Below are 24,610 nucleotides of genomic sequence, written 5' to 3' on the forward strand. Positions count from 1 at the left end.
GTCCATCCCTGCAAAACACGCCCGACAACTTCGGGGATGGCTTCGATAGAATAGCCACCGGGTTTATTGGACATCGCCCAGCCCAAGGCCGACCACAAACAATGTGTCAGGATTCACTGTGACCTGCTCCTACTAATAACCGGTGAAAAGGTTACTCTGGATCAGTATTGTAGATCAAACGTTCGTCACACGGTGCCACGCGCAGGATGTTTGTTGTGCCTGGTGTGTTAAATGGGACACCCGCAGTCACGAGAATCTGGTCGGTCTCATCAGCGTATCCACCAGCACGCGCGGCCTGAGCCGCGTTGACCACGGCTTGTTTGAACCGCTCCAATTCGCCAGTTATCACGCACTCAGTGCCCCATGTGAGAGCAAGCCTGCGGGCAGTATCGATCGAGTTTGTCATCGCGATAATCGGAACACGCGGACGTTCACGCGCGGTAAGCAGCGCAGTCGTGCCAGAGGACGTGTAGCAGCAGATTGCTTTGATATCGGTTGTTTCCGCGATTTCGCGAGCGGCCGCGACGATACCGTCCGCAACGGTCGCCCGCTTGGCGGCACGGGAGGCTTCGATGATCTCGGTATAGGTGGGGTCGCTCTCGACCTCTTCGGCCACGTTGTTCATCGTGGTCACAGCTTCGATCGGATAGTCGCCTGCCGCAGATTCCGCCGACAGCATAATCGCGTCCGAGCCTTCGTAGATCGCGGTGGCGACATCGGACACCTCGGCGCGGGTTGGCATCGGCGATTCGATCATGGACTCAAGCATCTGGGTCGCCACGATTACCGGCTTGGCCGCCGCACGGCAGCGACGAATCAGACGCTTCTGGATCGGGGGCACGTTCTGCACGGGCAATTCGACACCCAGATCGCCGCGCGCCACCATGATGCCATCGGACACTTCCAGGATTTCGTTGAACGCCTTAACGCCCGCAGGCTTTTCGATCTTGGAAAGGATCGCAGCGCGGCCTTTGCACAATTCACGGGCTTCGATGACGTCTTCCGCGCGCTGTACAAAGCTAAGGGCAAGCCAATCGACACCCAGCTCTGCCACGAATTCCAGATCGCCGCGGTCCTTCTCAGACAAAGCTGCCAAGGGCAGAACGACGTCAGGCACGTTTACACCTTTGCGGTTGGAAATCATCCCGCCCGTGATAACTGTGCAATCGGCAAAATCAGCGCCACAAGCATCCACCTTCAAGCGGATTTTACCATCGTTCACAAGAAGATGCGCGCCCGGTTCAAGTGCGGCGAAAATTTCGGGGTGAGGGAGCGTGACGCGGGTCAGAGTGCCTTCCTCTTCGGCCAGATCAAGACGGAAGGAAGCACCCTCAACCAGTTCTTCTTCGCCATTGGCAAAGACACCAACACGGAGTTTTGGTCCTTGAAGGTCGGCCAGAATTCCGATCGTGCTGCTTAGGTCCTTTTCGACCTGACGGATAATTGCGTGACGCTCGGCAATCTCTTCGTGGCTGCCATGGCTCATATTAAGGCGGAACACGTCTGCGCCGGCCTCATGCAGGGCACGGATCATCTCATAACTGCTCGACGCTGGGCCCAAGGTGGCCACGATCTTCACACTCCGCAAACGTCTCATTGGGATCCCGTCCTTCAGTTTTGTTTTGGGCAGCTTACCAGCCTGTAAAGGCGCGTTGGCAGCCGCCGTGCTGGGTAAGATGAACGCACCATGTTACCGCTAACTATCTGCGTGTCTTATTGCCCATTTCCCTTTCTTGCGCAACTCAACTATCTGATGCGCCCGGGAGATCATACAGCTATGACGTACGTACCATTTTTTGTGCATGGAGAGAACCGATCCTCACGCTGGCTGATCACCTGCGATCATGCCGCAAACACGGTCCCCCCTGATCTTGACGGCACACTTGGTCTGCCGGATTCGGATATGGCGCGACACATTGCATTTGATCCGGGTGCAGCCGGTGTGACCCGCGCGCTGGCAGATGCGCTGGGTGCACCTGCGATCCTGTCGAATTTTTCACGGCTTGTGATCGATCCGAACCGAGGCGAAGATGATCCGACGCTCTTGATGCGGCTCTATGACGGATCGGTCATTCCAGGCAACCGCGACGCCGATACACGCGAAAAAGAGCGTCGGCTGAACGCGTACTACCGCCCCTATCATGACGCCTACGCCAAATTGGCGGCGCGTCAGGACAACACCGTGATCGTGGCAGTGCATTCCTTTACCCGCCAGCTTAAATCACGCCCCAGTCGCCCGTGGCATGTAGGCATTCTACATGCCTATGATCGGCGTTTGTCGGATCCGCTTATTGAAACGCTTGATGCGGAACCCGATCTTGTCGTGGGCCGCAACGAACCCTATCCAGGCCATTTGCCCGGAGATGCGATTGACCGCCATGCCTTGCATCATGGCCGGAAGAACACACTTATCGAATTGCGAAACGATCTGATCGAAACCGAAGCCACCCAAGCCGCTTGGGGCGAACGACTGGCTCCAATGCTGATCGATGCGCTGGCCAAAACGACAGACTGAACCGGAGGACAAAGATATGGACCAACAGACGCAACTCGAGATCGAAGCCGCCGCCTTTCGCCGTTTGCGCCAGCATTTGATCGAAGATCGCCCCGATGTGCAGAACATCGACATGATGAACCTTACCGGCTTTTGCCGTAACTGCCTAAGCCGTTGGTATCAAGAAGCCGCCAATGAACGCGGGATCGAGATGGATAAAGACACCGGGCGCGAGGCGTTTTACGGCATGCCGATGTCAGAATGGAAAGCCCGCCATCAGACCGAGGCAACCGACGCGCAGAAAGAGGCGTTTGAGGTGGCCTTCAAAGAGAACGTGACCGACAAAGAAGCATAGCCAGATCAGGCTAGGATGCTTTAACGCACATCGCGTCCCGATAAACCGGGGCGTGCCCGCCAAGGGCGGGCGTGAGGGCGCTGCCCTCACACTCCCGAGGTATTTGGAAACCGAAGAAGCTCAGGCGCAGATTCTGGTCAGCGATTGGCACCCGGCACCCAAAGCACATCCGCTTTGCCATCATCATTCGCAACCCGCGCAGCTACGAAGAACCAATCGCTTAATCGGTTGAGGTATTTGACCGCCGATGGGTTCACCCCCTCCATCGTGGCCAATTCGACCGTCAACCGTTCCGCGCGCCGCGCGACAGTGCGGCATTGATGCAAATGAGCAGCAAGCGCTGATCCCCCAGGCAGGATAAAGCTGCGAAGTGGTTCAAGCTTGGCATTCATCGCGTCAATTTCAGATTCCAGTCGATCCACCTGCGACGCCACGATCCGCAACGGCGGATATTCGGCTTTTTCATCTTGCTCCATGTCTGGTCGGCACAGGTCTGCCCCAAGATCGAAAAGATCGTTTTGAATGCGCGACAGGTTTGCGTCAAGATCCGCATCGGCCTGCAAACGCGCCAGACCAACAATCGCATTCAATTCATCGACCGTCCCGTAAGAGGTCACACGCATCGAATGTTTTGCGACACGCGCGCCATTGCCCAGCGCGGTTTCACCATCGTCACCGGTTTTGGTGTAAATTTTATTAAGAACAACCATCGTTCATTCCCCCCGCAGCCAAACGAAAAGCAAGATCAGGATCACTGCCACGAATTGTGCGATGATCCGCCAGCGCATTGCTTTGTTGGCGTATTTCTTGTTGAAATCCCCACCCTTGGCAAAACTGCCGATGCCAAATAGCAGAACTGCCACCACCGCCAGACAGGCAATGGCCGCAACGATAAACAGGGGGTCTTGCATCATGGCGGGGTCTTCCTTCGGTTGATGTTTCCGGGGATGTAGCCGTATCGCGGCGCAAGGCGAATGAAAAGTCAGCCTTTTGACAAAACCCAATCCAAGGCTCTGGTCGGCAGAATACGACGCGCGAAAGCCATGGCATGTGTCGGCGCTGTGACGCGATAGCGGGCTTTGGGACGTGTTGCCGTGAGTGCCGATACAACCTGATCGGTCACGGCAGAGGCAGGCCATTGCTTGCCAGAACTGCCACCCTTCTTGAGCTTGTCGAGCAGCGATGCCTCGTATTGGTCACGCAACGCCGACGACTTCCAATCGACCCATTTGTCGAATTGCTTGATCGCGTTCTTGCGAAACTCGGTTTCAATCGGGCCGGGTTCGATCAGCACGACATAAATCCCTGCTTCGGCCATCTCCATACGCAACACGTCGGCATAGCCTTCAAGTGCGAATTTTGTGGCGACATAAGGCCCTCGGTATTTCATGCCAACGATGCCGAGAACCGACGAATTGAACAAAATCCGTCCCTCTTTGCGCGACCGCATAGCCGGGAGCAGATGACGGTTCAGGTCATGCCATCCTAGGAAATTCGCCTCAAACTGCGCGCGCATCCCTTCGGCGGGGACATCCTCCAAAGGGCCAGGCAAAGCGTAGGCGCCATTGTGAAAAACCGCATCCAAACAACCACCCGTCTGGTCCAGAACCTCTTGCGCACAGCGGGCGATACTGGCGGCGTCTTCGTAATCAAGGTGGGGTGCAAGAAAACCTTCCGCCTCGCGCTTGGCGCAATCCTCCTGCGCGCGGCAGGATGCGAAAACCATCCAGCCCTGCAATTTCAGTCTGTGGGCCGTATCCAGGCCAATGCCCGACGAACAACCAGTGATCAGTATGGATTTGATTGTCACGTCAGTTGGCAGCCGTCACAAGCCAGTCCGCCATCCAACCTTCGTCTCCTGTGGCGCGAGCGCGCAGATGCAGCCAGCCGTTGCCTTCATCCTTGATCACTTCAACCATGTCGTTGCGGAACAATTTGCCCACGACGGCATAGTCCGTGCCCGGGCCACCGCGCAGGTTGACGCGGTCACCGCGGTCACCATCGACAAAGCGAAAATCGGGTTGGGTTTCTGGCTCGGGCTCTACGTTAACGACGGGCTCTTGAACAACCGGAGCGGCTTGAATGGACGTTCCCGCCTTAGCCTGTGTTATCACTGCCTCGGCTGTGGCAACCACGGGATCAGTGACGGCCCGAGCAGGCGCAATATCGGTCAGGTCTGTTGTGGACGTGTCGGCGCGCGCGACGATCTCTGGTTGCGGCACGGGCGATGTAACAACAGGTTTGGGTGTGGCAAAGACAACCAAAGACGTATTGCCAGGTTCAAACTCCGAACCACCCGAAATTTCGTAAAACGCCATGCCCATGACCGCAAAAGCGACCAATATATACTTGTTCATCCCATCCCCCAACGTGGACCAACCGTTTACCACGAACGACTGATAACGCGATTCCCCGCCCGGTCCGAAGGGGAAAGCGAAAAAATATTCCCGCAATTGCTTTACGGCCTCAGAGGGGGTGGGTATCACATCATCTATGGCCAATGATGTCGACAACCCCAAGATGACCCCCCGCGACTTTGCGGAGCCGCTGCGCCGGGCAATCGGTGAGCGGTACCTGACCTATGCGTTGTCGACGATCATGCACCGGGCACTTCCTGATGCACGGGACGGGCTGAAACCCGTTCACCGACGTATTCTTTATGCAATGCGCGAATTGCGGTTGAGCTCGAATGGCGGATTTCGAAAATCCGCCAAGATCAGCGGCGACGTGATGGGAAACTATCACCCGCATGGCGACGCCGCGATTTACGACGCGATGGCGCGTTTGGCGCAGGATTTTGCGGTGCGCTACCCGCTTGTTGATGGCCAAGGCAATTTTGGCAATATCGACGGCGACAACCCTGCTGCTGCCAGATACACCGAGGCGCGGCTTACGTCTGTAGCCGAAGCCTTGCTTGACGGCTTGAACGAAAACGCTGTTGATTATCGCCCAAATTATGATGGCACACTGGAAGAACCCGTTGTTCTTCCAGCGCAGTTTCCAAACCTTCTTGCAAATGGCTCCAGCGGTATCGCCGTTGGAATGGCGACAAATATCCCACCACACAACATTGTTGAACTGGTGGATGCTTGTTTACATCTGATCAAGGTTCCAGACGCGCGGGACGACACGTTATTGAATTACGTGCCTGGGCCGGATTTTCCGACCGGCGGCGTGATTGTCGAGGACCGAGACACCATCGCTCAAGCCTATCGCACCGGGCGCGGCTCGATCCGCCTGCGCTGCCGGTGGGAGATTGAAGATATGGGTCGTGGTCAGTGGCAGATCATTGTCACAGAGATCCCTTATCAGGTGCAGAAATCGAAACTGGTCGAACGACTGGCCGAATTGATTCAGACAAAGAAGGTACCGATCCTCGCCGACATCCGCGACGAGTCCGCAGATGACATCCGCATGGTCTTGGAGCCGCGTTCCAAGAACGTGGACCCGGATGTTCTGATGAACATGCTCTATCGCAATTCCGATCTGGAGACACGGTTCAGCCTGAACATGAATGTGCTGATCGATGGGCTGACCCCCAAGGTCTGTTCAATGAAGGAAGTACTGCGCGCCTTCCTTGATTTCCGCCGTGAGGTTCTAATCCGGCGCAGCCAGCACCGGATGGATAAGATCGATCACCGGCTTGAGGTGTTGGAAGGGCTGATCGTAGCCTTTCTGAACCTCGACCGCGTCATCGACATCATCCGGTACGATGATGAACCCAAAGCCGCACTCATGCGCGAGGATTGGGGCAAAGACCATCCGCGTGCCCGCGACGAAGCCGACTATGTGTCACCTCCAATGGTGGCTGGCGATGAAGAGCTTGGCCTGACTGAAGTCCAGACCGAAGCGATCCTGAACATGCGGTTGCGGTCATTGCGAAAACTCGAAGAGATGGAGCTTGTCGCCGAACGCGATCGCTTGATGGAGGAACGCGCCGGGCTTGAGGATTTGCTCGAAAGCGGCGACCTGCAATGGGATGCCATTGCAGAACAGCTGCGCGAAACAAAGAAAACCTTTGGCAAGAACTATGCGGGCGGCGAACGCCGAACCACCTTTGCCGAAGCGGGTGTGGTCGAAGACGTGCCAATCGAGGCGATGATCGAACGTGAGCCGATCACAGTCGTCTGTTCCGAAATGGGATGGATCCGCGCAATGACCGGACATATCGACCTGAACCGGGAATTGAAGTTCAAGGATGGTGACGGCCCACGTTTTATCTTTCACGCGGAAACCACGGACCGACTGTTGGTCTTTGGATCAAACGGACGCTTCTACACATTGTCTGCCGCCAATCTGCCGGGCGGCCGTGGCATGGGGGAACCGTTGCGCCTGATGGTCGATCTTCCGAACGAGGCCGCGATTGTGGATTTGTTCATTCACCATCCCGACCGGAAACTGCTTGTGGCCTCCAGCGCGGGTGACGGCTTTATCGTGCCCGAAACCGAAGTTGTTGCGCAGACACGTGCCGGCAAACAAGTGCTCAACGTCAGAGGCGACGTGCGTGCGAAAGTGTGCAAACCTGTCACTGGTGATGCGGTCGCAGTGGTTGGTGAAAACCGCAAAGTACTGGTCTTTGCGCTGGACGAACTACCTGAGATGGGACGCGGGAAAGGCGTGCGGCTGCAAAAGTACAAGGACGGGGGCCTGTCGGATGCAACCACCTTCACCCTGGGAGAAGGCCTCTCCTGGCGCGACCCAGCCGGACGCACCAGGACCGAAGCCGAACTTGCCGAGTGGACAGGCAAACGCGCCGGAACAGGCCGCATGGCCCCGCGTGGCTTCCCCAGAGACAATACCTTCACCTGATCCGGACACGCTGATCACAGACGTGACCGGCAGCCGTGGTGCATTGTTTTGGCTAGCCCTGAAAACTGGTGTTTTTACGGTTCTCACGCTTGGATTCTACCGTTTCTGGATGCGCACTCGACTGCGGCGCTGGTACTGGTCCGCAATCCGCCCCGGTGGTCATCCATTAGAATATGTCGGCGACCCAATTGAAAAGCTGCTGGGCTTTTTGTTCGCCGTAGTCGTGTTGGCGTTTTATATTGGGATCGTGAACCTGTTCCTCATGTTCGCCAGTTTCTCGTTGTTTCAGGACAATTTTGCCGCCTACGCCGTCAGCCTTGTCGGCGTCATACCGCTTTGGTTTTTCGCAAAATATCGCGCGCGGCGATACATTTTGGCCCGGACACGCTGGCGCGGGCTGCGGTTTGGTCTTGAGCCCGGAGCTTGGGGCTATGCATGGCGCGCTGTATTCCATTGGATCGTCACAATTCTGAGCCTTGGTCTTTTGATGCCGCGCATGACCTTCTGGTTAGAAAAGTACAAAGTCGACCGCACGTTCTATGGCACCGCGCGTATGGCCCAGGGCGGGACATGGACCATGCTATACCCGGCCATGTGGCCAATGTTTGTGGCCCTCTTCATCGCAGTGATCGGTGGAGGTGCGATCGCCTCGGGAAATCTTCCCGTTGGCATCGGCATGTGCATCATAGCCGGATTAATCGGACTTTATGGCTTGGTTTACTACCGCGTCGAAACGCTGCGCAGGTTGACCGAAGCGAAGACAATCAACGGCGTGTCTTTGCGCCTGTCACCGAATGCGTTTCGAGTGATGATGATCTATGCGCTTGGTACACTCTTGGCGGCAGCCGCTGTCTTTGTTCCGATGGTCATCTTGGGGCTGATGCTCGCGGTGATCCAATCGGCAGAGACGCTCGCCGAGATGGGTATGGAAGATATGGTCGCGCCGATCGCAGGGCTGGGACGCTATGCCATCATCGCAGCCAGCATCGCGATCTATTTCACCATCTTTCTATTGTGGTCAGCGCTGACAAACGTGTTCATAACCCTGCCCGTCATCCGACACTACTTTTCCACACTAACCCTGTCGCCAGACACCGCAGTTGCAGATATTCGCCAGCGCCCCCGCGATGAATTCGCCGAGGCAGAGGGTTTTGCCGACGCTCTGGATGTTGGCGCGTCGCTATGACTGTGCTGCGAGTTGGCCGTGCGCCCGAACCCTTCTCCGCAACCGGCACCTATTTCGATGGCACGCGGGCCGCACCTGCGTACATCGCGCTATCCATCGATGAAGATACCCATGCCTTGGTTGGGCTGGCAGACACGGGGATTGAGGTGCATTGGCCCCTGATCGACATTCGTGAAACTCCGGATCAGGCAAACACGGACGAGATGGTCATTCAGATGGCGACTGACCAAATACAAAGGATCGTCTTGCCCGACCGCGCCTTGGCACCGCGTCTGCCCAACCGCACCAAACGCTCGAAAGTGACGAAACGCGCACCTTTGTTTGGTTGGGCCGCTGCTGCGGTGGCGTCAGTCGCGCTGATCATTTTTGTGCTCGTGCCAACCATGGCGAACCAATTGGCGCGCTTTATTCCACCAGAGGGCGAACGCGCACTGGGTCAAGTCACCTTTGAACAAATCCGCAGCGCGCTTGATCAATCGGGCCTGAACCCCGTGCCGGTTTGTGACAATCGCGACGGTCTTGAAGCGCTGGCCAAGATGGAAACCCGCCTGCAATCCGCCCTTCCCGAGGCACAGCCACTGACCGTTTCGGTCCTCGATCACGAGATGGTCAATGCATTTGCGCTGCCGGGGAATTACATCGTCTTTTTCCGCGGCTTGATCGACAACGCCCAAACGCCCGAAGAAGTCGCCTCTGTGTTCGCCCACGAAATAGGCCACGTGGTAAGCCGTGATCCGACCCGTCATGCCTTGCGATCTGCTGGATCTCTGGGTGTTCTGGGCTTGCTGTTCGGCGATTTTGCGGGCGGAGCCGCGATGCTGCTGTTGGCGGAGCGGCTGATCGAAGCGCAATATAGCCAAGGCGCCGAAGCGGACGCCGACGTCTTTGCACACGCTGTCCTGCAAGACGCGCAAATCGCGCCATCAGCGCTGGCGACAATGTTCGAGCGGTTTCAAGATATGGGCGGCGATACCAGCCCGTTCATAGCGCATTTTCTCAGCCACCCAGAATTGGGTGACCGCATTCAAGCCGCGCGTGATGCCACACCGGATGGCTTTGAAGCCGTGCCATTGTTGACCGCTCAGGAATGGCAAGCCCTGCAAAACATCTGCGATTGATGCTGCATCACAGCATCAGATCGGCCATAACTGAAAAACGCGACGTCCGATGGCGCTAACGTGACGATTTTGCCCTGTTTCCTGGGTCAAGTGTTCGGTATCCCTTGCTCCGAACGTATTGTCAGAATCGCAGGTCGCCCTGCGATCCCAGTAAGAGGAACGCGCTTATGAAGGTCTTGGTGCCTGTCAAACGTGTGATCGACTACAACGTGAAGGTCCGCGTCAAAGCGGACGGGTCCGGTGTCGATCTCGCGAATGTCAAAATGTCGATGAACCCCTTTGACGAAATTGCCGTCGAAGAGGCGATCCGTCTGAAAGAAGCAGGCAAGGCCGACGAAATCGTCGCTGTCAGCATCGGCGTAAAGCAAAGCCAAGAAACACTGCGCACCGCGCTTGCAATGGGCGCAGATCGCGCAATCCTCGTTGTCGCCGCAGATGATGTTCACACCGACATCGAACCACTGGCCGTTGCGAAAATCCTTGCCGCCATCGTTAAAGAAGAAGAGCCGGGGCTGGTTCTGTGTGGCAAGCAAGCGATCGACAACGACATGAACGCCACCGGCCAGATGTTGTCAGCCCTGCTCGGTTGGAGCCAGGCAATGTATGCCAACAATGTCGACATCGACGGCGACAATGCCGTTGTGACCCGCGAAGTCGATGGCGGACTTCAGACGATCAAGGTCAAGATGCCTGCAATTATTTCGACCGATCTGCGACTGAACGAACCGCGCTATGCATCCTTGCCTAACATCATGAAGGCCAAGAAAAAGCCCTTGGATGAAAAGACCGCCGCAGACTTTGGCGTCGACGTCACACCGCGCCTTGAGATCGTCAAAACCTCTGAACCGGAAGAACGCGCTGCGGGGATCAAGGTGGGTTCGGTCGACGAACTGGTAGCGAAACTCAAAGAAGCGGGAGCAGTGTAATGGCCGTTCTTCTGATTGCCGAGATCACCGACGGCGCACTGGCGATGGACGCCACAGCCAAAACTGTAACCGCCGCCAAAGCACTGGGTGACGTTGTCGTTCTGGCCGCAGGTGCCACCGCCAAAGCCGCCGCGGACGAAGCCGCGACCATCGACGGCGTATCAAAGGTGCTGCTGGCCGAGGATGATCTTTATGGTCACCGTCTGGCCGAACCTGTGTCGGCGCTGATTGCATCGCTGGCAGGCGACTATTCCCACATCGTCGCACCTGCGACGACAGACGCCAAAAACATCCTGCCGCGCGTTGCTGCGCTGCTTGACGTGATGGTTCTGACCGACGTGACCGCTGTGGTCGACGCCGACACGTTTGAGCGTCCGATCTATGCCGGTAACGCGATCCAGACAGTCAAATCCTCGGACGGGACAAAAGTCATCTCGTTCCGGACCTCGACCTTTGATGCGGCTGCAACCGGCGGATCCGCGGCTGTTGAAACAATCGGCGCTGGCGACAACCCCGCGCTGAGTGAATGGGTCGAAGACAAGGTTGCCGAAAGCGACCGTCCCGAGCTGACATCGGCAGGTGTGGTTGTGTCCGGAGGCCGTGGCGTGGGTTCTGAAGACGACTTTGCAATGATCGAAAAGCTGGCCGATACGCTGGGTGCTGCCGTTGGTGCATCCCGCGCTGCGGTCGACTCTGGCTTTGCGCCAAACGATTGGCAGGTTGGCCAGACGGGTAAGGTTGTTGCGCCTGATCTCTATATCGCCGTGGGCATCTCGGGTGCGATCCAGCACTTGGCCGGCATGAAAGACAGCAAGATCATCGTCGCCATCAACAAAGACGAAGAAGCACCGATCTTCCAGGTTGCCGATTACGGGCTGGTCGCCGACTTGTTCGATGCTGTGCCGGAACTGACTGAAAAGCTTGGCTAAAGGCTGACCCTTGATTGTTGGACGGCGCGCTTGAATTAGCGCGCCGTTTTTTTTGAAGGGCCGGACCAATCGCACACGCGACCGCATCTGCCACTTGGGCATGCGCCAATGGCCCCGGCAACTGCTCTGCCCGCCCCATTTCGAGCGGGGGCACATGTCGAAACTCGTCAATACCGCGCCACGTGTTTGGAACAACCTCGATCAACGCTTTGGCTTTGGGGGTTAGGCTATTGACCATCGCGCGCGCCAGAAACGGCTCACAACCCAGATTGATTTCGGGATCATCCGGCAACGGCATGGGCGCAAACCAAAGCAAATAGACAACGCCGTTCATTTGCGAAATCAAGCCACCCATTCGTGCAAGCCAAGCAGCGCACGCCTCATTCGCGACGGTTTCAAACCGGGTCGGACAGATTGCGTTCAAACGCGTCAGCATATGCCTGGTGAAATGTACTTCGGTAAAATCCATTTCGGGGTATAGAGTTTGCAGTGATGCCGACGCCTTAAGAAACCGATCATTTCGGCGGGGATGCGTAAGGTAGTATCGGTTAGATGTGTTGTGCACGCAGGCCAACTGAATGATCGCAATTTTTGCATTCGCAGCTGTCGACAGCGCCCCGGCATCGTTCAAGTAGGCATCGATGCCCGCGTTCTCGACACCAAGGTTTACTACCCTGCACCCGATCTGCGCCTCAAGCAAAGCCGACCACGGCTGCGTCACGTAGCGCCCGTAAATCCCGCTTCCGCCCAGACACGCCACATAGGGCGACCTCAAATCATTATACGGGCCCCTGAACCACAGGCGTGACCCATTGTAACGACATGGCGCATAATCAATTGATTGATCGCGCTTGGAGGAAATTCCCATATCCCCACCCTTTCCTATTCACCCAAGGATGAATCTGGGGCGATTCGGTTCTCAAAACGCTAAAGTTAAATTTCGATGGATCGCTTGGATCCGCCTTGCAGCGCCTTGCCCCACAAGTCATTGTTGCGACGAAACGAACGGAGCAATCGCATGACGGTCAATTCAATCGGCGTGGTCGGTGCAGGACAGATGGGCAACGGGATTGCGCATGTCATGGCTCTGGCAGGTTATGATGTTGTACTGAACGACATCAGCGCAGACGCTCTCAAACGCGCCATCGACCTGATCGAGCGCAATCTGGACCGGCAAGTCAGCCGTGAAAAAATCACGCAGGACGCGCGGAATCAAGCAATGGCACGCATTTCGATTACGCAGGATTTGCCCCAGGTCGCTCAGACCGACTTGATCATCGAGGCTGCCACGGAAGAAGAAGTGATCAAGCAAAAGATCTTTGACAGCCTGCTCCCGCATCTGGCTGACAATACAATCCTAACCTCGAACACCTCGTCGATTTCGATCACACGCCTGGCCAGCCGCACCGACCGGCCAGAAAAATTCATGGGCTTTCACTTCATGAACCCGGTCCCGGTGATGCAACTGGTCGAGTTAATCCGCGGCATTGCGACTGATAAAGAGACTTATGATACCTGCCTTGGCGTTGTTGAAACACTGGGCAAAACAGCTGCTTCTGCCGAAGATTTCCCCGCCTTCATCGTCAACCGCATCCTAATGCCGATGATAAACGAGGCCGTCTATACTCTTTACGAAGGCGTCGGCAACGTGAACTCGATTGATCAGTCGATGAAGCTCGGCGCAAACCATCCAATGGGGCCGCTGGAATTGGCCGATTTTATCGGGCTCGACACCTGCCTTGCGATCATGAACGTTCTGCATGATGGGTTGGCAGATACAAAATACCGACCCTGCCCGTTGCTCACAAAATATGTAGAGGCGGGGTGGCTTGGTCGCAAGACACAGCGTGGATTCTATGACTATCGCGGCGAAACGCCTGTGCCAACGCGTTAAGGCTTTTTGCCCAAACTGATCGTTGTTTCCCGAAGCGCTGCCACGAAATCACGACTACGACCTGCAAACGCCTCAATCGCCTCAGCGGCGATAGGCTCTCCAACCACAGGAGCCTGCGGTTTGCCGCATGCATGAATGACTTCGTTGATTAATAGCCCCTGACGCAGCGTGGCAGAAACTTGATTGGCAATTTGATACGCGCGTGAGTTTTGTCCCGGGAAAAAGATCGGCACGACAGTCGCACCGGAACGCTGGATCAGATTGCCGGTAAAGGGGTTCCATGTCCGCTCAATCGCCGGACCGAAAAAGCTGTCGCTCGAGGCAACAACCCCCGACGGGAAAAGCGCGATAACGCCGCCTTGCTTGAGATGCGCCATAGCCCGGCTACGCATCTCCAGGCTTTGCTCCCGCGCATCTTCTTCGTGCGGAAACGGGACCGGGATCATAAATTCCTCGATCTCAGAAACGCCCGTCAACAAAGATCGCGTCAGGATCTTATAGTCCGTCCGAACCCGGCCAATCAGCTCTGCCAGTATCATTCCGTCAACCAACCCGTGCGGGTGGTTCGCCACAACGATCACTGGTCCTTCTTTCGGAATACGGGCAATTTGTTCAGCCGGTGTCTCAAGAGGGATCTTCATCAGGCTGAGGGCTTGCCCCCAGAACGCTTGACCCTCGGCAGGACCCATACGTTCGAATTTACGCACAAGACGCAGCAACGGGATCTTTCCCGTCATCCACTCCATCGCGCGAATAGTGTTCGCTTTCCATGGGTTAGTGAACGTATTGGCATAGCTTAGCTTGCGCTTGTCATACGGTACGTCGCCCGGATCCAACGGGCGCGCTTCAGTCGAACTGTGCTGATAGCTTTCAACCATATGGCAGTATGAGGTCCTGTTTCAGGTTGCCCAAGCCGATCCGAATGATCAGCAGCCTTCCCCAAAGCGATCGGCCACCAAAGATTCGATTGCGACGGCCAAAGCCTCGGCGTCTGGCCCAGAGGTGACTACCTCAATAGAGGTTCCTTTGGAAGCTGCCAACATCAAAAGCCCCATAATGCTGTCGCCTGACGCGTTCATGCCATCCTTGCGGACCTCTGCTGAGGCATCAAAGCCCTCGACGACTTCGACAAGTTTTGCCGACGCCCGAGCGTGCAAACCTTTTTCATTCACGATGTTCAAAACGCGCTGAGCCGATGTGGACATGGTGCCGGGCCTCCCTCAACCCTATGATCAGGCGCTCTGATCCAGAGTTATGTCTTGGCTGTCAATATATTTCCGACCGGCATCCAGTGCAGCCCGCACGGCTTCGGGCACAGATTTGTCGCGGCTTTTCGCCAATTTGATCAGCATAGGCAAATTCGCACCGTAGACGATCCGCCGGTTTTCGGGCTGACAGGCACGCAAACTCAAGTTCGATGGTGATCCGCCAAACATGTCCGTCACGATCACAACACCGTCCCCGGTATCGACCTCATCGGCAAGCGCGCAAATCTCGCTTTGTTTGGCATCGCGATTGTGATCGGCGTCAATCGAGACAGCGGCCATCCCAGATTGTTGGCCAACGACATGTTCTACCGCAAAAAGATATTCCTGCGCCAAACCGCCGTGAGCCACGATCACAATTCCGATCACTCTGTCGTCCTCTTGCTGTTTGACAACACCACGCTGCCAGCGGTCGCGATCCCCCGCCGCGCCAGTTCCTTATGGCCAATTGACACTCGCCAGCCCTTTTCTGCAAGGGCGCGCGCCACCACTTCCCCAACGACAACCGACCTGTGTTGCCCACCGGTACAGCCTATGCCAACCGAAAGGTGCGTTTTGCCCTCGGTTTCGACTTCGGGCAGCAAAAAAGTCATCATATCGACGATGCGATCAGTGAAAGGGGCCAGCCGCGCATCTGCCTGAACATAGTTTTGAACCTCAGGGTCCAAGCCGGTTTTGTCGCGCAAAGCTTCATCCCAATGCGGGTTTGACAAGAACCGACAATCAAACACCATATCTACGCCGTGCGGGATGCCCCGCTTGTAAGAGAAAGTCTGCACTGCAACAGCAAGTTTTTGTGACGTCTCATCTGCAAACCAGTTGTGCAATTCCGCTTTAAGGTCATGCGGCGAAAGATGTGACGTATCAATCAGGATATCTGCTCGCTGCTCTACCGGACGCAGCAGTTCGACCTCGCGCGCGATACCGATTTCCGGCGACTCTTCCTGCGCCAACGGATGGCGGCGACGAGTTTCGGAATAGCGGCGCACAAGGACATCAGGACGACAATCAAGAAACAGCAAAGACGTGTTTCCATCTGTCATACGCGTCAGATCTCGGTGCAAATCCAGAAGGCGAGACAATGAAAAATCCCGATTCCGAACGTCGATCCCAAGCGCCAGCGGATGCGTCAACGGTTCACCTTCAAAAAGGCGCGGGATCATTCCGAAGGGGATATTGTCAATTGCCTCGAACCCTAAATCCTCAAGGACGTTGATTGCAGTGCCACGCCCGGCCCCCGAAGGACCGGTCACCAAGACAACACGCGCTGGATTGGACTGGGTCGACATGTTTCTGTTTCCGCGATTAAGGCTATATTTCTACACGCCCTGATATTCGTAGATATTGCAAAATTGCCGCAGGAAAATGTTCGGACGCCACTTTGTGAAGCAACGGAAACGTTTGTGAAAAGTATGTGATGGTCCGCAGTTCTGGCAAACGCGCAGATTCAACTTGCTCCATGTCCACAACAAGCGCCAACGCAACGGGGGAGCAGTAGGCGGCATGCAACAAGCCAACGCCGCGAGCTTCGATCATCCCGCACAGCGCTTCCGGACAGCTTAGCAAGACAGAGCCGTCCGACTTGGTTAGGATCACCTGGTCATCCGCAACCAGAGTCGCCCCGCGCGCCATCATTTCCAGCGCCAGTGTCGATTTCCCTGTCCCCGACGCGCCGGTGACAAGAACCGCACGGTCGCCCAAGGCAACCGCAGTAGCATGTACGGTGAGTGGGTCAGCTTCAGCCATTGTCGAACGTCAGAGCGGCAGGCCGACCACAAAGCGCGCCCCCAAAGGCTCGGACGTTGCGTCCGCCTCAGTTGGACGAATGTTCTCGGCCCAAATCACACCGCCATGCGCCTCAACGATCTGTTTGGAAATCGCCAAACCCAAGCCAGAATTATTGCCAAAATCGGTTTCAGGACGCTGCGAATAAAAGCGTTTGAAAATTTTTGTCAGCGCCTCGTCCGGGATGCCCGGACCTGTATCTTCGACAACGATCAGAACCCGGTTTTCACGGCGCCGCGCCCAGATGCGAATGGCGTCGCCATCTTCGCAAAAGCTGATCGCGTTGGTGATCAAGTTAACAAAAACCTGCGCCAGACGGGCCTCAAGGCCATGCACAGGTATCGGTCGATCCGGCAGATCGGAAATGAATTCGATCCCCTGCCGCTTGGCATCTTCACCAAGAAACTGTGCGATGTTACCGAGCATTTCGAGAAGGTTGAATTCAGCCTCTTCTTCCTTGACCAGTTCACTGTCCAACCGGGACGCGTTGGAAATGTCGCTGACCAGTCGGTCAAGACGGCGCACATCATGATCAATCACATCCAACAAGCGATCCACCTGATCGGGGCGCCGGGCGACACGCAATGTCCCCACAGCAGACCGCAGCGAGGCAAGCGGGTTTTTGATCTCATGTGCGACATCGGCCGCGAATTGTTCGTTGGCATCGATCCTGTCGTAGAGTGCTGCAACCATCCCGCGCAGAGCGCCAGACAAACGTCCAATCTCATCCGGGCGGGCCGTAAGATCGGGGATACGAATACGGCCAGATGACACATTCCGACGATTGCGGTCACGTCCCACTTCGGCGGCATCGGCTAGATTCGAGATGGGATTCGTAATTGTCGAAGCAACAACAAGACTTAGTCCAATCGATACCAACGTGGCGATCACGAACATCTGCAAAACATTTTCGCGCTCAAGCCGGACTGCAGCGTCAATCTCGGGCGCATAGCTGACCAGTGCGATTGTGCCCGCAACACCGTTTTCCACCTCAATCGGGCTGAGTGCCGTAAAGAGCGTTTCGCCATTCGGACCTTCGGATCGCTCGACCCGGGTCATGGTTGGATCGGTCTCTTCGATTTGGCGACGCAGGATATCTTCAAGCGTCAGAGGCTCCAAAGCCGCGTCAGGTTGAAAAACCGATGAAACGCTGCTCCAGACCGTCAGCAGGAAGTCGGAAATGACCGTAGGTTTTTCGGCTACAGGCAGGCCATTAGGCCCAACGTTTGTTGCGTCGATATCACCGACCAGAAATCGGGCTGCATCAAAGACAAAAACCCGAAGCCCCGGGCGCATTTCCAGATTGTCCAACGTGTTGGACACATCAACGCCTTCGCCGGTGCCAAGGTTGACGCTTGTCGCACCCAAGGCTTTTGCTTCAAACACATCGGCGATCAACTCCGCCTCAACGCGAACCGCTTCGGCTTTTTGTTCGGCAAGTGTGTCTCTCGATGAATTGAGAAACAGGATTCCGGCAACAAGGAAGTTTAGTGCAACCAGGTTGAATGTGATAATTTTTCGGGTCAGCGGCGAGCGATTGAGCGAGAAAAGACCGCGCTTTTCGCGGCTACTCCGAACTTCGGACTCAACAGTTCTGTCGGGGGCGACCCAATCGTCCCCGAGCACAACATCCGCATCTTCGCGCCCACCGGCTTTTCCGTGGGTCACACCTTCAACCAGTGCCATGGTTACTCTTCGTTGTAACGGTAACCGATTCCGTACAATGTTTCGATGGCAGAGAAATCGTTATCAACAGTGCGCATCTTCTTGCGCAGGCGTTTGATATGGCTGTCGATCGTGCGGTCATCAACATAGACCTGATCGTCATAGGCGACATCCATCAGCTGGTCGCGCGATTTTACAAAGCCAGGACGCTGCGCAAGAGCTTGAAGCAGCAGAAATTCCGTGACCGTCAAAGACACGTCAAGACCTTTCCACGACACCGAATGGCGCAGCGGATCCATCGACAAGTTGCCGCGTACCATGAGTTTGGTTTCTTCAACCTCGGTGCCAGCCGCATCTCCGGAAATGGCTTCCTGGCGGCGCAGAAGCGCGCGGATACGTTCGACCAAAAGACGCTGCGAAAACGGCTTTTTCACATAGTCGTCCGCCCCCATGCGGAGTCCCAGCACTTCGTCGATCTCATCATCTTTGGACGTCAGGAAAATGACCGGCATCTTGGATTTCTGACGCACCCGCTGTAACAGGTCCATCCCATCCATGCGGGGCATCTTGATATCAAAGACGGCCATATCCGGCATCTTTTTGTTGAACGCATCCAACGCGGCCTGGCCATCGTTGTAGGTCTCGACCTCGAAACCCTCTGCTTCTAGGGTAATCGCGACCGATGTCAGGATGTTCCTGTCGTCGTCCACAAGGGCGATTTTGGACATGGAGTAAGTTCCTTGTACTGCTGCTCTCAGTTATTATGTTTTTCGGACTATTATGAATATTTTTTACCTATGCGCCAACTTAATTCTGCGAATCACTCATAACCCGCAGGAATATTAGGGCGAATAATCCCTTACGGATGGCTAATTTGCATCACACTCGTCGGCGAAGTCCGGCCATGGTTGCGCTAAACCCGTTTTGGTTGCGCTAACTGCGCGATTGCGTCCTGTTCAGATTTGGAAACGGCATGCTAAGAGGCCTGCACCCCTGACGCACAGTCACGGGTGGGACGCGCGCTGTGCGACCCTCTGCAATACCGCCGCAAGAGCGCGGCTACAGGAGCTTGGCAAATGACATTTGGGCGGGTGAACCCGGAATTCCGGCTGGAAGATCAACAGATCAACGGGCTTGGCAATGTCTATTACAACCTCACAGAGCCCGCTCTGATCGAAGCGGCCCTGAAACGTGGCGAAGGTACGTTGGGAAATGGCGGGGCCTTTCTGTGCACCACCGGTAAATTCACGGGCCGATCCCCCAAGGACAAGCACGTCGTCAAGACCGACAGCGTTGCCGACACGATCTGGTGGGACAACAACGCTCCGATGTCGCCCGAGGGGTTCGATGCACTTTACGAAGATATGCTCGAGCACATGAAGGGTCGCGAATATTACGTTCAAGACCTCGTTGGCGGCGCCGACCCAAAGCACTCCATTGATGTTCGCTTCATTCAGGAACTTGCGTGGCACAACCTGTTCATCCGTCACATGATGCGTCGCCCAGAGCGCGAAGACCTCGATAGTTTCACTGCCGACTTTACAGTGATCAATTGCCCATCGTTCCAGGCAGACCCCAAGAAACATGATTGCCGATCAGAAACCGTGATCGCCATGAACTTTGACAAAAAGCTGATCCTGATTGGCGGCACGGAATACGCTGGCGAGAACAAGAAATCCATCTTCTCCCTGCTGAATTACTTGCTGCCCGAAAAAGGCATCATGCCGATGCACTGCTCGGCCAACCATGCGGTTGGAAACCCTGTCGACACGGCGATCTTCTTTGGTCTTTCGGGGACCGGCAAGACCACGCTGTCTGCTGATCCCAACCGTGTTCTGATCGGTGACGACGAACACGGCTGGTCCGACCGTGGCACCTTCAACTTTGAAGGCGGCTGCTATGCAAAGACAATCAACCTGTCGGCCGAGGCTGAGCCCGAGATTTATGCCACGACGACAAAGTTTGGCACCGTCATCGAAAACATGGTGTTCGACCCAGACACATTCGAACTCGACTTCACCGACGATAGCCTGACTGCTAACATGCGCTGCGCCTACCCGCTGGAGTACATTTCGAACGCGTCGGAAAGCGCGCTTGGCGGGCATCCAAAGAACATCATAATGCTGACCTGTGACGCGTTCGGTGTTCTACCTCCGATCGCACGGCTCACACCCGCTCAAGCAATGTACCACTTTCTGTCGGGCTTCACCTCCAAGGTCGCCGGCACAGAACGCGGTGTGACAGAACCAGAACCCACCTTCTCGACATGCTTTGGCGCGCCGTTCATGCCGCGTCGTCCAGAAGTGTATGGCAACCTGCTTCGCGAAAAGATCGCGTCGCATGGCGCAACATGCTGGCTGGTCAACACAGGTTGGACCGGCGGCGCATACGGCTCTGGCCAGCGCATGCCGATCAAGGCGACGCGGGCCCTTTTGACCGCAGCCCTAGATGGCAGCCTTGCCGAGGCGGAATTCCGTAAAGACCCCAACTTCGGCTTTGAAGTGCCGGTCAAGGTCGAAGGTGTGCCGGACATGCTGCTCGACCCACGCCGGACATGGAACGACAAAGACGCGTATGACGCACAAGCAACCAAGCTGGTGCAGATGTTCGCCGACAACTTTGCGCAATACGTTCCTTACATCGACGATGACGTAAAAGCCGCTGCGATCGGCTAACCCACCTGCGTCGAAAGGCGCTTGGAGACAAAGAGGCGAGTGCACCATATTCAGATGCACTCGCCATTTTTTTCTGCACCCGCATTGCCTTTAGCGCCGCACGGCAGCAATTCAATGCGAAAGATTGAAACAAATTTCAGGCTCTCTTGGTATTTTTGTTGCGCTGCACCTGCAAAGTAGATATCCAACGGCAAAGCTGAAAGGACACGATTCATGGCCCATGACGGACAAGACTTGACCCTGACGACCCAAACCATTCTGCCAGACTTGCTGTCCCTGACAGCAGCGGCGGTCGATCCTACCATCAAGGTAGTGGATATGGCCAAGGCGCGCGTGCACAGCATGGTCGAATCCGAAGGTCGCATTTCTGGCGCCCTGATCGAAGAAAACCAAACCGCAGCACATGGCTTTGCTTGGCTGGCCACATATGTCGAATCGCTGCGCCAGATGCAGGGCTGGGCCGAACGGTTACACGCCGAGGGCAAGTTCGGGGAAGTCGAACAACTGATCCACCAGATCGCCTTTGGTGAATACCTCTGGCAAATCTACGGCGGCATCCAAATGAACCAGGGTGAAATGGTCCGACTTCAGGACATGGGCCTTGGCCAGGAAGATATGCGCGTTTTGATGACACCCGAAGTCATGCGCCTGACCCAGGACGGCAACACGCAGGCAGCCCGTGTACGTCTTGTCGAATTGATGCAGGAACGCAGCGCAGAACACACCGTCGGTGCGTGTGGTCTAGACGATGAGCTTGAGATGATCCGTGAGCAGTTCCGCCGCTTCTCTCTCGATAAGGTCGAACCCTACGCGCACGAATGGCACCTCAAGGACGAGCTCATCCCGATGGAGATCATCGACGAGTTGGCCGAAATGGGTGTCTTTGGCCTGACGATCCCGGAAGAACATGGCGGCTTCGGCCTGACCAAGAACGCTATGTGCGTTGTTTCAGAAGAGCTGTCACGCGGCTATATCGGCGTCGGTTCCCTTGGCACCCGGTCCGAGATCGCTGCTGAGCTAGTAATCGCGGGCGGCACGGACGAACAAAAGGAAAAGTGGCTCCCGGGCCTCGCCTCCGGTGAAATTCTGCCAACCGCGGTCTTTACAGAGCCGAACACCGGCTCCGACCTTGGCGCATTGCGCACCAAAGCCGTCAAAGGCGAAGACGGGAACTGGACGATCAACGGCAACAAGACGTGGATCACCCACGCCGCGCGCACCCATGTGATGACCGTTCTGGCCCGCACGGTGCCGGACACCGACAATTACAAAGGCTTGTCGATGTTCATGGCGGAAAAGACGCCTGGTACCGACGAAGCGCCTTGGCAGGATCCCGGCATTTCCGGTGGCGAGATCGAAGTCCTCGGATACCGGGGCATGAAGGAATACACCCTCAACTTTGACGATTTCAAGGTGAAGGGTGAAAACCTGTTGGGCATGGAAGAGGGCAAAGGCTTTAAACAGCTGATGGAGACGTTTGAGTCCGCGCGCATCCAGACAGCCGCCCGCGCCATTGGCGTGGCGCAATCGGCACTCGACGAAGGCATGAAATACGCGCAGGACCGCAAGCAATTCGGCAAATCGCTGATCAACTTCCCCCGAGTTGCGTCAAAACTGGCGATGATGGCGGTCGAAATCATGGTCGCGCGACAGCTCACCTATTTCTCGGCACGCGAAAAAGACGAAGGCCGGCGCTGTGACCTTGAAGCCGGCATGGCCAAGCTTCTGGGCGCGCGGGTCGCCTGGGCCGCCGCTGACAACGCGCTGCAAATCCACGGTGGCAATGGCTTTGCCCTCGAATACAAAATCAGCCGCATTCTGTGTGACGCGCGCATCCTCAATATCTTTGAAGGCGCCGCCGAAATTCAGGCGCAAGTGATCGCACGACGTTTACTGGGCTGATCCGAAGCACAACCAATCAAAAGGCCTCGCAGCGATGCGGGGCCTTTTCTATGTCTCATGACCAAAGTCCGGCCCGCCACTGGCGCTTCGTGAACAGCGTTAACCCACCAAACACGTAGTTTCACCGCATATAGCGCATGATGTGTGGCCGTTGTCGTGCCTGTCGTCCCAATGGACGAAACAGCAATCAGGAGACACGACATGACCACTTTTTTCGCCAACGTTCCCGTATGGGTACTGCCACTTTTCATCGGCCTGCTTATCGTAAGCCTACGCGCCACCAGATCGCGCCAAGTCCCCAAAGTACTGGTCTATAGCCTGCCATTGCTCGGCCTCTTGTCACTCCGAACCGTCCTATCCTTTGATCTGCGGCTTCTTGCCGTTGCTCTTTTCGTGGTCGGTTACGCGTCGGGCGCACGGTTTGGCTTTCTTGCGCAGACCAAATGGATCGCTGGCATCACAGATCGTTACGTCACCATTCGTGGTGAATGGCTCAGTATGGTGACAATCATGGGTTTATTCGTTCTGAACTTCGTGAACGGTGCAGTGAATGGCATGGTCCCGGAAATGGCGAGTGGCGTGACCTACATCGCAACCATCTGTGCCGTCGCCGGCGCTCTCTCCGGCACCTTTATTGGCCGCGCCTTGCGCGTGGCGACATGGACCAAAGCGTCGGCCTGATCTGCATCAAAGACCACCACCGGCAGGAATGCTTTTGCAAGCCAAACATATCGCAGGAGCATGCCATGAGCTGGAAAGCCAAACTCAACGACACCAAAACGCAACTGAAATCTCTGAATGGTCAAATCCCTGACACCTCGGCCGCATTCGGGGCTTTGGGCAAAACCGTCAAGAAAGACGCCGCCCTCACCTTCAAGGAAAAGGAGTATGTGGCACTGGGGATCGCCGTCGCGACACGCTGCGAGCCGTGCATCCTGTTTCATGTCGAAGCCTTGGTGAGGTTGGGCGCGACACGGGATGAGATTGGCGAGGTTCTCGCCACCTGTGTCCAGATGGGCGGTGGACCCGGACTCATGTATGCGGGCAAAGCGCTTGAGGTCTACGACGAACTCGCCGCCTAAATGGCTGCGACACTTTGGGGGGATGCAAGCCGGATGTATCCCCCATACATATTCCAAATAATTAATGTGTATGAGGCCATCATGTCAAAATCCCCCCTTATTCTCGCTCTGCTCTTCGCAGCAACAACAGCAACTGCACAACAGGGTGTCCCGGGCGGCCACTTCGTCGAAAATTGGGACCTTGACGGGGATGGGCAGGTTACATTGGCCGAAGCCACCGAACGTCGCGGCGATGTGTTTCTTACATTCGATGCCGATGAAAACGGCATCTTGTCACCCGAAGAGCATGACCTTTTTGACGAAGCCCGCGAAATGGACATGGCAGAAAACGGCGAAGGCCACGGCAAGGGAAAACGTAACCCCGCCAATGGTATGTTGCGCGATGTGACAGACACAAACGGCGATGGGTCTGTCAGCCGCGAAGAATTTATGGGCGCGGTTCCAGCATGGTTCACCAGCATGGATCGCAATGGCGACGGCGCGGTCACAACAGCCGACTTCGGGCGCGGTTGAAAGCACACCTGA

The 24,610-nt window shown here is 56.1% G+C and carries 27 protein-coding genes; 13 read left to right on the forward strand and 14 right to left on the reverse strand.

What is annotated here, in order from left to right:
- Nucleotides 1-151: 151 nt before the first annotated feature.
- Nucleotides 152-1,597 carry a pyruvate kinase gene (gene pyk, locus ACTG4M_RS00305; RefSeq protein WP_439121629.1) on the reverse strand — a complete coding sequence of 482 codons (1,446 nt, stop codon included), beginning with the start codon at nt 1,595-1,597 and terminating at the stop codon, nt 152-154.
- 180 nt (nt 1,598-1,777) lie between these two features.
- Here pyk and ACTG4M_RS00310 point away from each other — a divergent pair, with 180 nt between their 5' ends.
- Nucleotides 1,778-2,515 carry an N-formylglutamate amidohydrolase gene (locus ACTG4M_RS00310; RefSeq protein WP_439121630.1) on the forward strand — a complete coding sequence of 246 codons (738 nt, stop codon included), beginning with the start codon at nt 1,778-1,780 and terminating at the stop codon, nt 2,513-2,515.
- Nucleotides 2,516-2,531: 16 nt separating this feature from the next.
- Nucleotides 2,532-2,849 (forward strand): DUF1244 domain-containing protein, encoded by a 318-nt coding sequence (locus ACTG4M_RS00315; protein ID WP_439121631.1) that lies wholly within the window; start codon nt 2,532-2,534, stop codon nt 2,847-2,849.
- Nucleotides 2,850-2,986: 137 nt separating this feature from the next.
- On the opposite strand, the gene ACTG4M_RS00320 is transcribed toward ACTG4M_RS00315, so the two are convergent.
- From ACTG4M_RS00320 to ACTG4M_RS00335, 4 genes are all read right to left on the reverse strand, one after another.
- The gene (locus ACTG4M_RS00320) at nt 2,987-3,559 is read right to left on the reverse strand and encodes a cob(I)yrinic acid a,c-diamide adenosyltransferase (RefSeq protein ID WP_439121632.1); all 573 of its coding nucleotides are present in this window, start codon (nt 3,557-3,559) and stop codon (nt 2,987-2,989) included.
- Nucleotides 3,560-3,562: 3 nt separating this feature from the next.
- On the reverse strand, nt 3,563-3,763 hold the full coding sequence (locus ACTG4M_RS00325; RefSeq protein WP_439121633.1) for a twin transmembrane helix small protein: 201 nt from the start codon (nt 3,761-3,763) through the stop codon (nt 3,563-3,565).
- Between the two features lie 68 nt (nt 3,764-3,831).
- Nucleotides 3,832-4,659, reverse strand: a complete 828-nt coding sequence (locus ACTG4M_RS00330) for an SDR family NAD(P)-dependent oxidoreductase (RefSeq protein ID WP_439121634.1) — start codon at nt 4,657-4,659, stop codon at nt 3,832-3,834.
- 1 nt (nt 4,660) lies between these two features.
- Complete coding sequence (locus ACTG4M_RS00335) at nt 4,661-5,206, reverse strand: SH3 domain-containing protein (RefSeq protein WP_439121635.1); 546 nt, start codon at nt 5,204-5,206, stop codon at nt 4,661-4,663.
- A 136-nt stretch (nt 5,207-5,342) separates the two neighbouring features.
- Between ACTG4M_RS00335 and ACTG4M_RS00340 the strand changes: the two genes are divergently transcribed.
- The 5 genes from ACTG4M_RS00340 to ACTG4M_RS00360 all read left to right on the forward strand — a co-directional run bounded on the left by ACTG4M_RS00340 (nt 5,343) and on the right by ACTG4M_RS00360 (nt 11,817).
- Entirely contained in the window at nt 5,343-7,658 is a 2,316-nt protein-coding gene (locus ACTG4M_RS00340; protein WP_439121636.1) for a DNA topoisomerase IV subunit A, read from the forward strand.
- Nucleotides 7,627-8,844, forward strand: coding sequence for a DUF898 family protein (locus ACTG4M_RS00345; RefSeq protein WP_439121637.1), 1,218 nt, complete (start codon nt 7,627-7,629; stop codon nt 8,842-8,844). The genes ACTG4M_RS00340 and ACTG4M_RS00345 overlap by 32 nt, the downstream gene beginning before the upstream one ends.
- Nucleotides 8,841-9,962 carry a M48 family metallopeptidase gene (locus ACTG4M_RS00350; RefSeq protein ID WP_439121638.1) on the forward strand — a complete coding sequence of 374 codons (1,122 nt, stop codon included), beginning with the start codon at nt 8,841-8,843 and terminating at the stop codon, nt 9,960-9,962. The genes ACTG4M_RS00345 and ACTG4M_RS00350 overlap by 4 nt, the downstream gene beginning before the upstream one ends.
- A gap of 167 nt (nt 9,963-10,129) precedes the next feature.
- Nucleotides 10,130-10,888: an electron transfer flavoprotein subunit beta/FixA family protein gene (locus tag ACTG4M_RS00355; protein ID WP_439121639.1), complete on the forward strand. Its 759-nt coding sequence runs from the start codon at nt 10,130-10,132 to the stop codon at nt 10,886-10,888.
- Nucleotides 10,888-11,817 carry an electron transfer flavoprotein subunit alpha/FixB family protein gene (locus tag ACTG4M_RS00360; protein WP_439121640.1) on the forward strand — a complete coding sequence of 310 codons (930 nt, stop codon included), beginning with the start codon at nt 10,888-10,890 and terminating at the stop codon, nt 11,815-11,817. Before ACTG4M_RS00355 ends, ACTG4M_RS00360 begins: the two co-directional genes overlap by 1 nt.
- On the opposite strand, the gene ACTG4M_RS00365 is transcribed toward ACTG4M_RS00360, so the two are convergent.
- A complete protein-coding gene (locus ACTG4M_RS00365) occupies nt 11,717-12,685 on the reverse strand; it encodes a DUF6473 family protein (RefSeq protein ID WP_439121641.1) in 969 nt (322 codons plus the stop codon). The genes ACTG4M_RS00360 and ACTG4M_RS00365 overlap by 101 nt on opposite strands.
- A gap of 150 nt (nt 12,686-12,835) precedes the next feature.
- Between ACTG4M_RS00365 and ACTG4M_RS00370 the strand changes: the two genes are divergently transcribed.
- Nucleotides 12,836-13,711 (forward strand): 3-hydroxybutyryl-CoA dehydrogenase, encoded by an 876-nt coding sequence (locus ACTG4M_RS00370; protein WP_439121642.1) that lies wholly within the window; start codon nt 12,836-12,838, stop codon nt 13,709-13,711.
- Here ACTG4M_RS00370 and ACTG4M_RS00375 read toward each other — a convergent pair.
- From ACTG4M_RS00375 to ACTG4M_RS00405, 7 genes are read right to left on the reverse strand one after another with little or no spacing between them, the layout of a single operon-like run.
- A complete protein-coding gene (locus ACTG4M_RS00375; protein ID WP_439121643.1) occupies nt 13,708-14,589 on the reverse strand; it encodes a lysophospholipid acyltransferase family protein in 882 nt (293 codons plus the stop codon). The two genes, ACTG4M_RS00370 and ACTG4M_RS00375, sit on opposite strands and share 4 nt — an antisense overlap.
- Nucleotides 14,590-14,637: 48 nt before the next feature.
- Entirely contained in the window at nt 14,638-14,916 is a 279-nt protein-coding gene (locus ACTG4M_RS00380; protein WP_439121644.1) for an HPr family phosphocarrier protein, read from the reverse strand.
- 27 nt (nt 14,917-14,943) lie between these two features.
- A complete protein-coding gene (locus tag ACTG4M_RS00385; protein ID WP_439121645.1) occupies nt 14,944-15,345 on the reverse strand; it encodes a PTS sugar transporter subunit IIA in 402 nt (133 codons plus the stop codon).
- Nucleotides 15,342-16,265 (reverse strand): RNase adapter RapZ, encoded by a 924-nt coding sequence (gene rapZ / locus ACTG4M_RS00390; RefSeq protein ID WP_439121646.1) that lies wholly within the window; start codon nt 16,263-16,265, stop codon nt 15,342-15,344. Before rapZ ends, ACTG4M_RS00385 begins: the two co-directional genes overlap by 4 nt.
- A 22-nt stretch (nt 16,266-16,287) precedes the next feature.
- Nucleotides 16,288-16,722 carry an HPr kinase/phosphorylase gene (locus ACTG4M_RS00395; RefSeq protein WP_439121647.1) on the reverse strand — a complete coding sequence of 145 codons (435 nt, stop codon included), beginning with the start codon at nt 16,720-16,722 and terminating at the stop codon, nt 16,288-16,290.
- 9 nt (nt 16,723-16,731) lie between these two features.
- Nucleotides 16,732-18,447, reverse strand: a complete 1,716-nt coding sequence (locus ACTG4M_RS00400) for a sensor N-terminal transmembrane domain-containing protein (RefSeq protein ID WP_439121648.1) — start codon at nt 18,445-18,447, stop codon at nt 16,732-16,734.
- Nucleotides 18,448-18,449: 2 nt separating this feature from the next.
- Nucleotides 18,450-19,154 carry a response regulator transcription factor gene (locus ACTG4M_RS00405; protein ID WP_439121649.1) on the reverse strand — a complete coding sequence of 235 codons (705 nt, stop codon included), beginning with the start codon at nt 19,152-19,154 and terminating at the stop codon, nt 18,450-18,452.
- A 348-nt stretch (nt 19,155-19,502) separates the two neighbouring features.
- Here ACTG4M_RS00405 and ACTG4M_RS00410 point away from each other — a divergent pair, with 348 nt between their 5' ends.
- Entirely contained in the window at nt 19,503-21,101 is a 1,599-nt protein-coding gene (locus ACTG4M_RS00410) for a phosphoenolpyruvate carboxykinase (RefSeq protein ID WP_439121650.1), read from the forward strand.
- Between the two features lie 50 nt (nt 21,102-21,151).
- Here the strand turns inward: ACTG4M_RS00410 and ACTG4M_RS00415 are convergent, their stop codons facing one another.
- A complete protein-coding gene (locus ACTG4M_RS00415; RefSeq protein ID WP_439121651.1) occupies nt 21,152-21,316 on the reverse strand; it encodes a hypothetical protein in 165 nt (54 codons plus the stop codon).
- Between ACTG4M_RS00415 and ACTG4M_RS00420 the strand changes: the two genes are divergently transcribed.
- The 4 genes from ACTG4M_RS00420 (at nt 21,315) to ACTG4M_RS00435 (ending at nt 24,598) form a co-directional block, all read left to right on the forward strand.
- Nucleotides 21,315-23,003, forward strand: a complete 1,689-nt coding sequence (locus ACTG4M_RS00420; protein ID WP_439121652.1) for an acyl-CoA dehydrogenase family protein — start codon at nt 21,315-21,317, stop codon at nt 23,001-23,003. The genes ACTG4M_RS00415 and ACTG4M_RS00420 overlap by 2 nt on opposite strands.
- A 201-nt stretch (nt 23,004-23,204) precedes the next feature.
- Complete coding sequence (locus tag ACTG4M_RS00425) at nt 23,205-23,684, forward strand: hypothetical protein (protein WP_439121653.1); 480 nt, start codon at nt 23,205-23,207, stop codon at nt 23,682-23,684.
- A 65-nt stretch (nt 23,685-23,749) separates the two neighbouring features.
- Nucleotides 23,750-24,085, forward strand: a complete 336-nt coding sequence (locus tag ACTG4M_RS00430) for a carboxymuconolactone decarboxylase family protein (RefSeq protein WP_439121654.1) — start codon at nt 23,750-23,752, stop codon at nt 24,083-24,085.
- Nucleotides 24,086-24,166: 81 nt separating this feature from the next.
- Nucleotides 24,167-24,598: an EF-hand domain-containing protein gene (locus tag ACTG4M_RS00435; RefSeq protein ID WP_439121655.1), complete on the forward strand. Its 432-nt coding sequence runs from the start codon at nt 24,167-24,169 to the stop codon at nt 24,596-24,598.
- Nucleotides 24,599-24,610 lie beyond the last annotated feature (12 nt).

It is taken from the genome of Marivita sp., assembly GCF_965656765.1.
Lineage (GTDB): Bacteria > Pseudomonadota > Alphaproteobacteria > Rhodobacterales > Rhodobacteraceae > Marivita.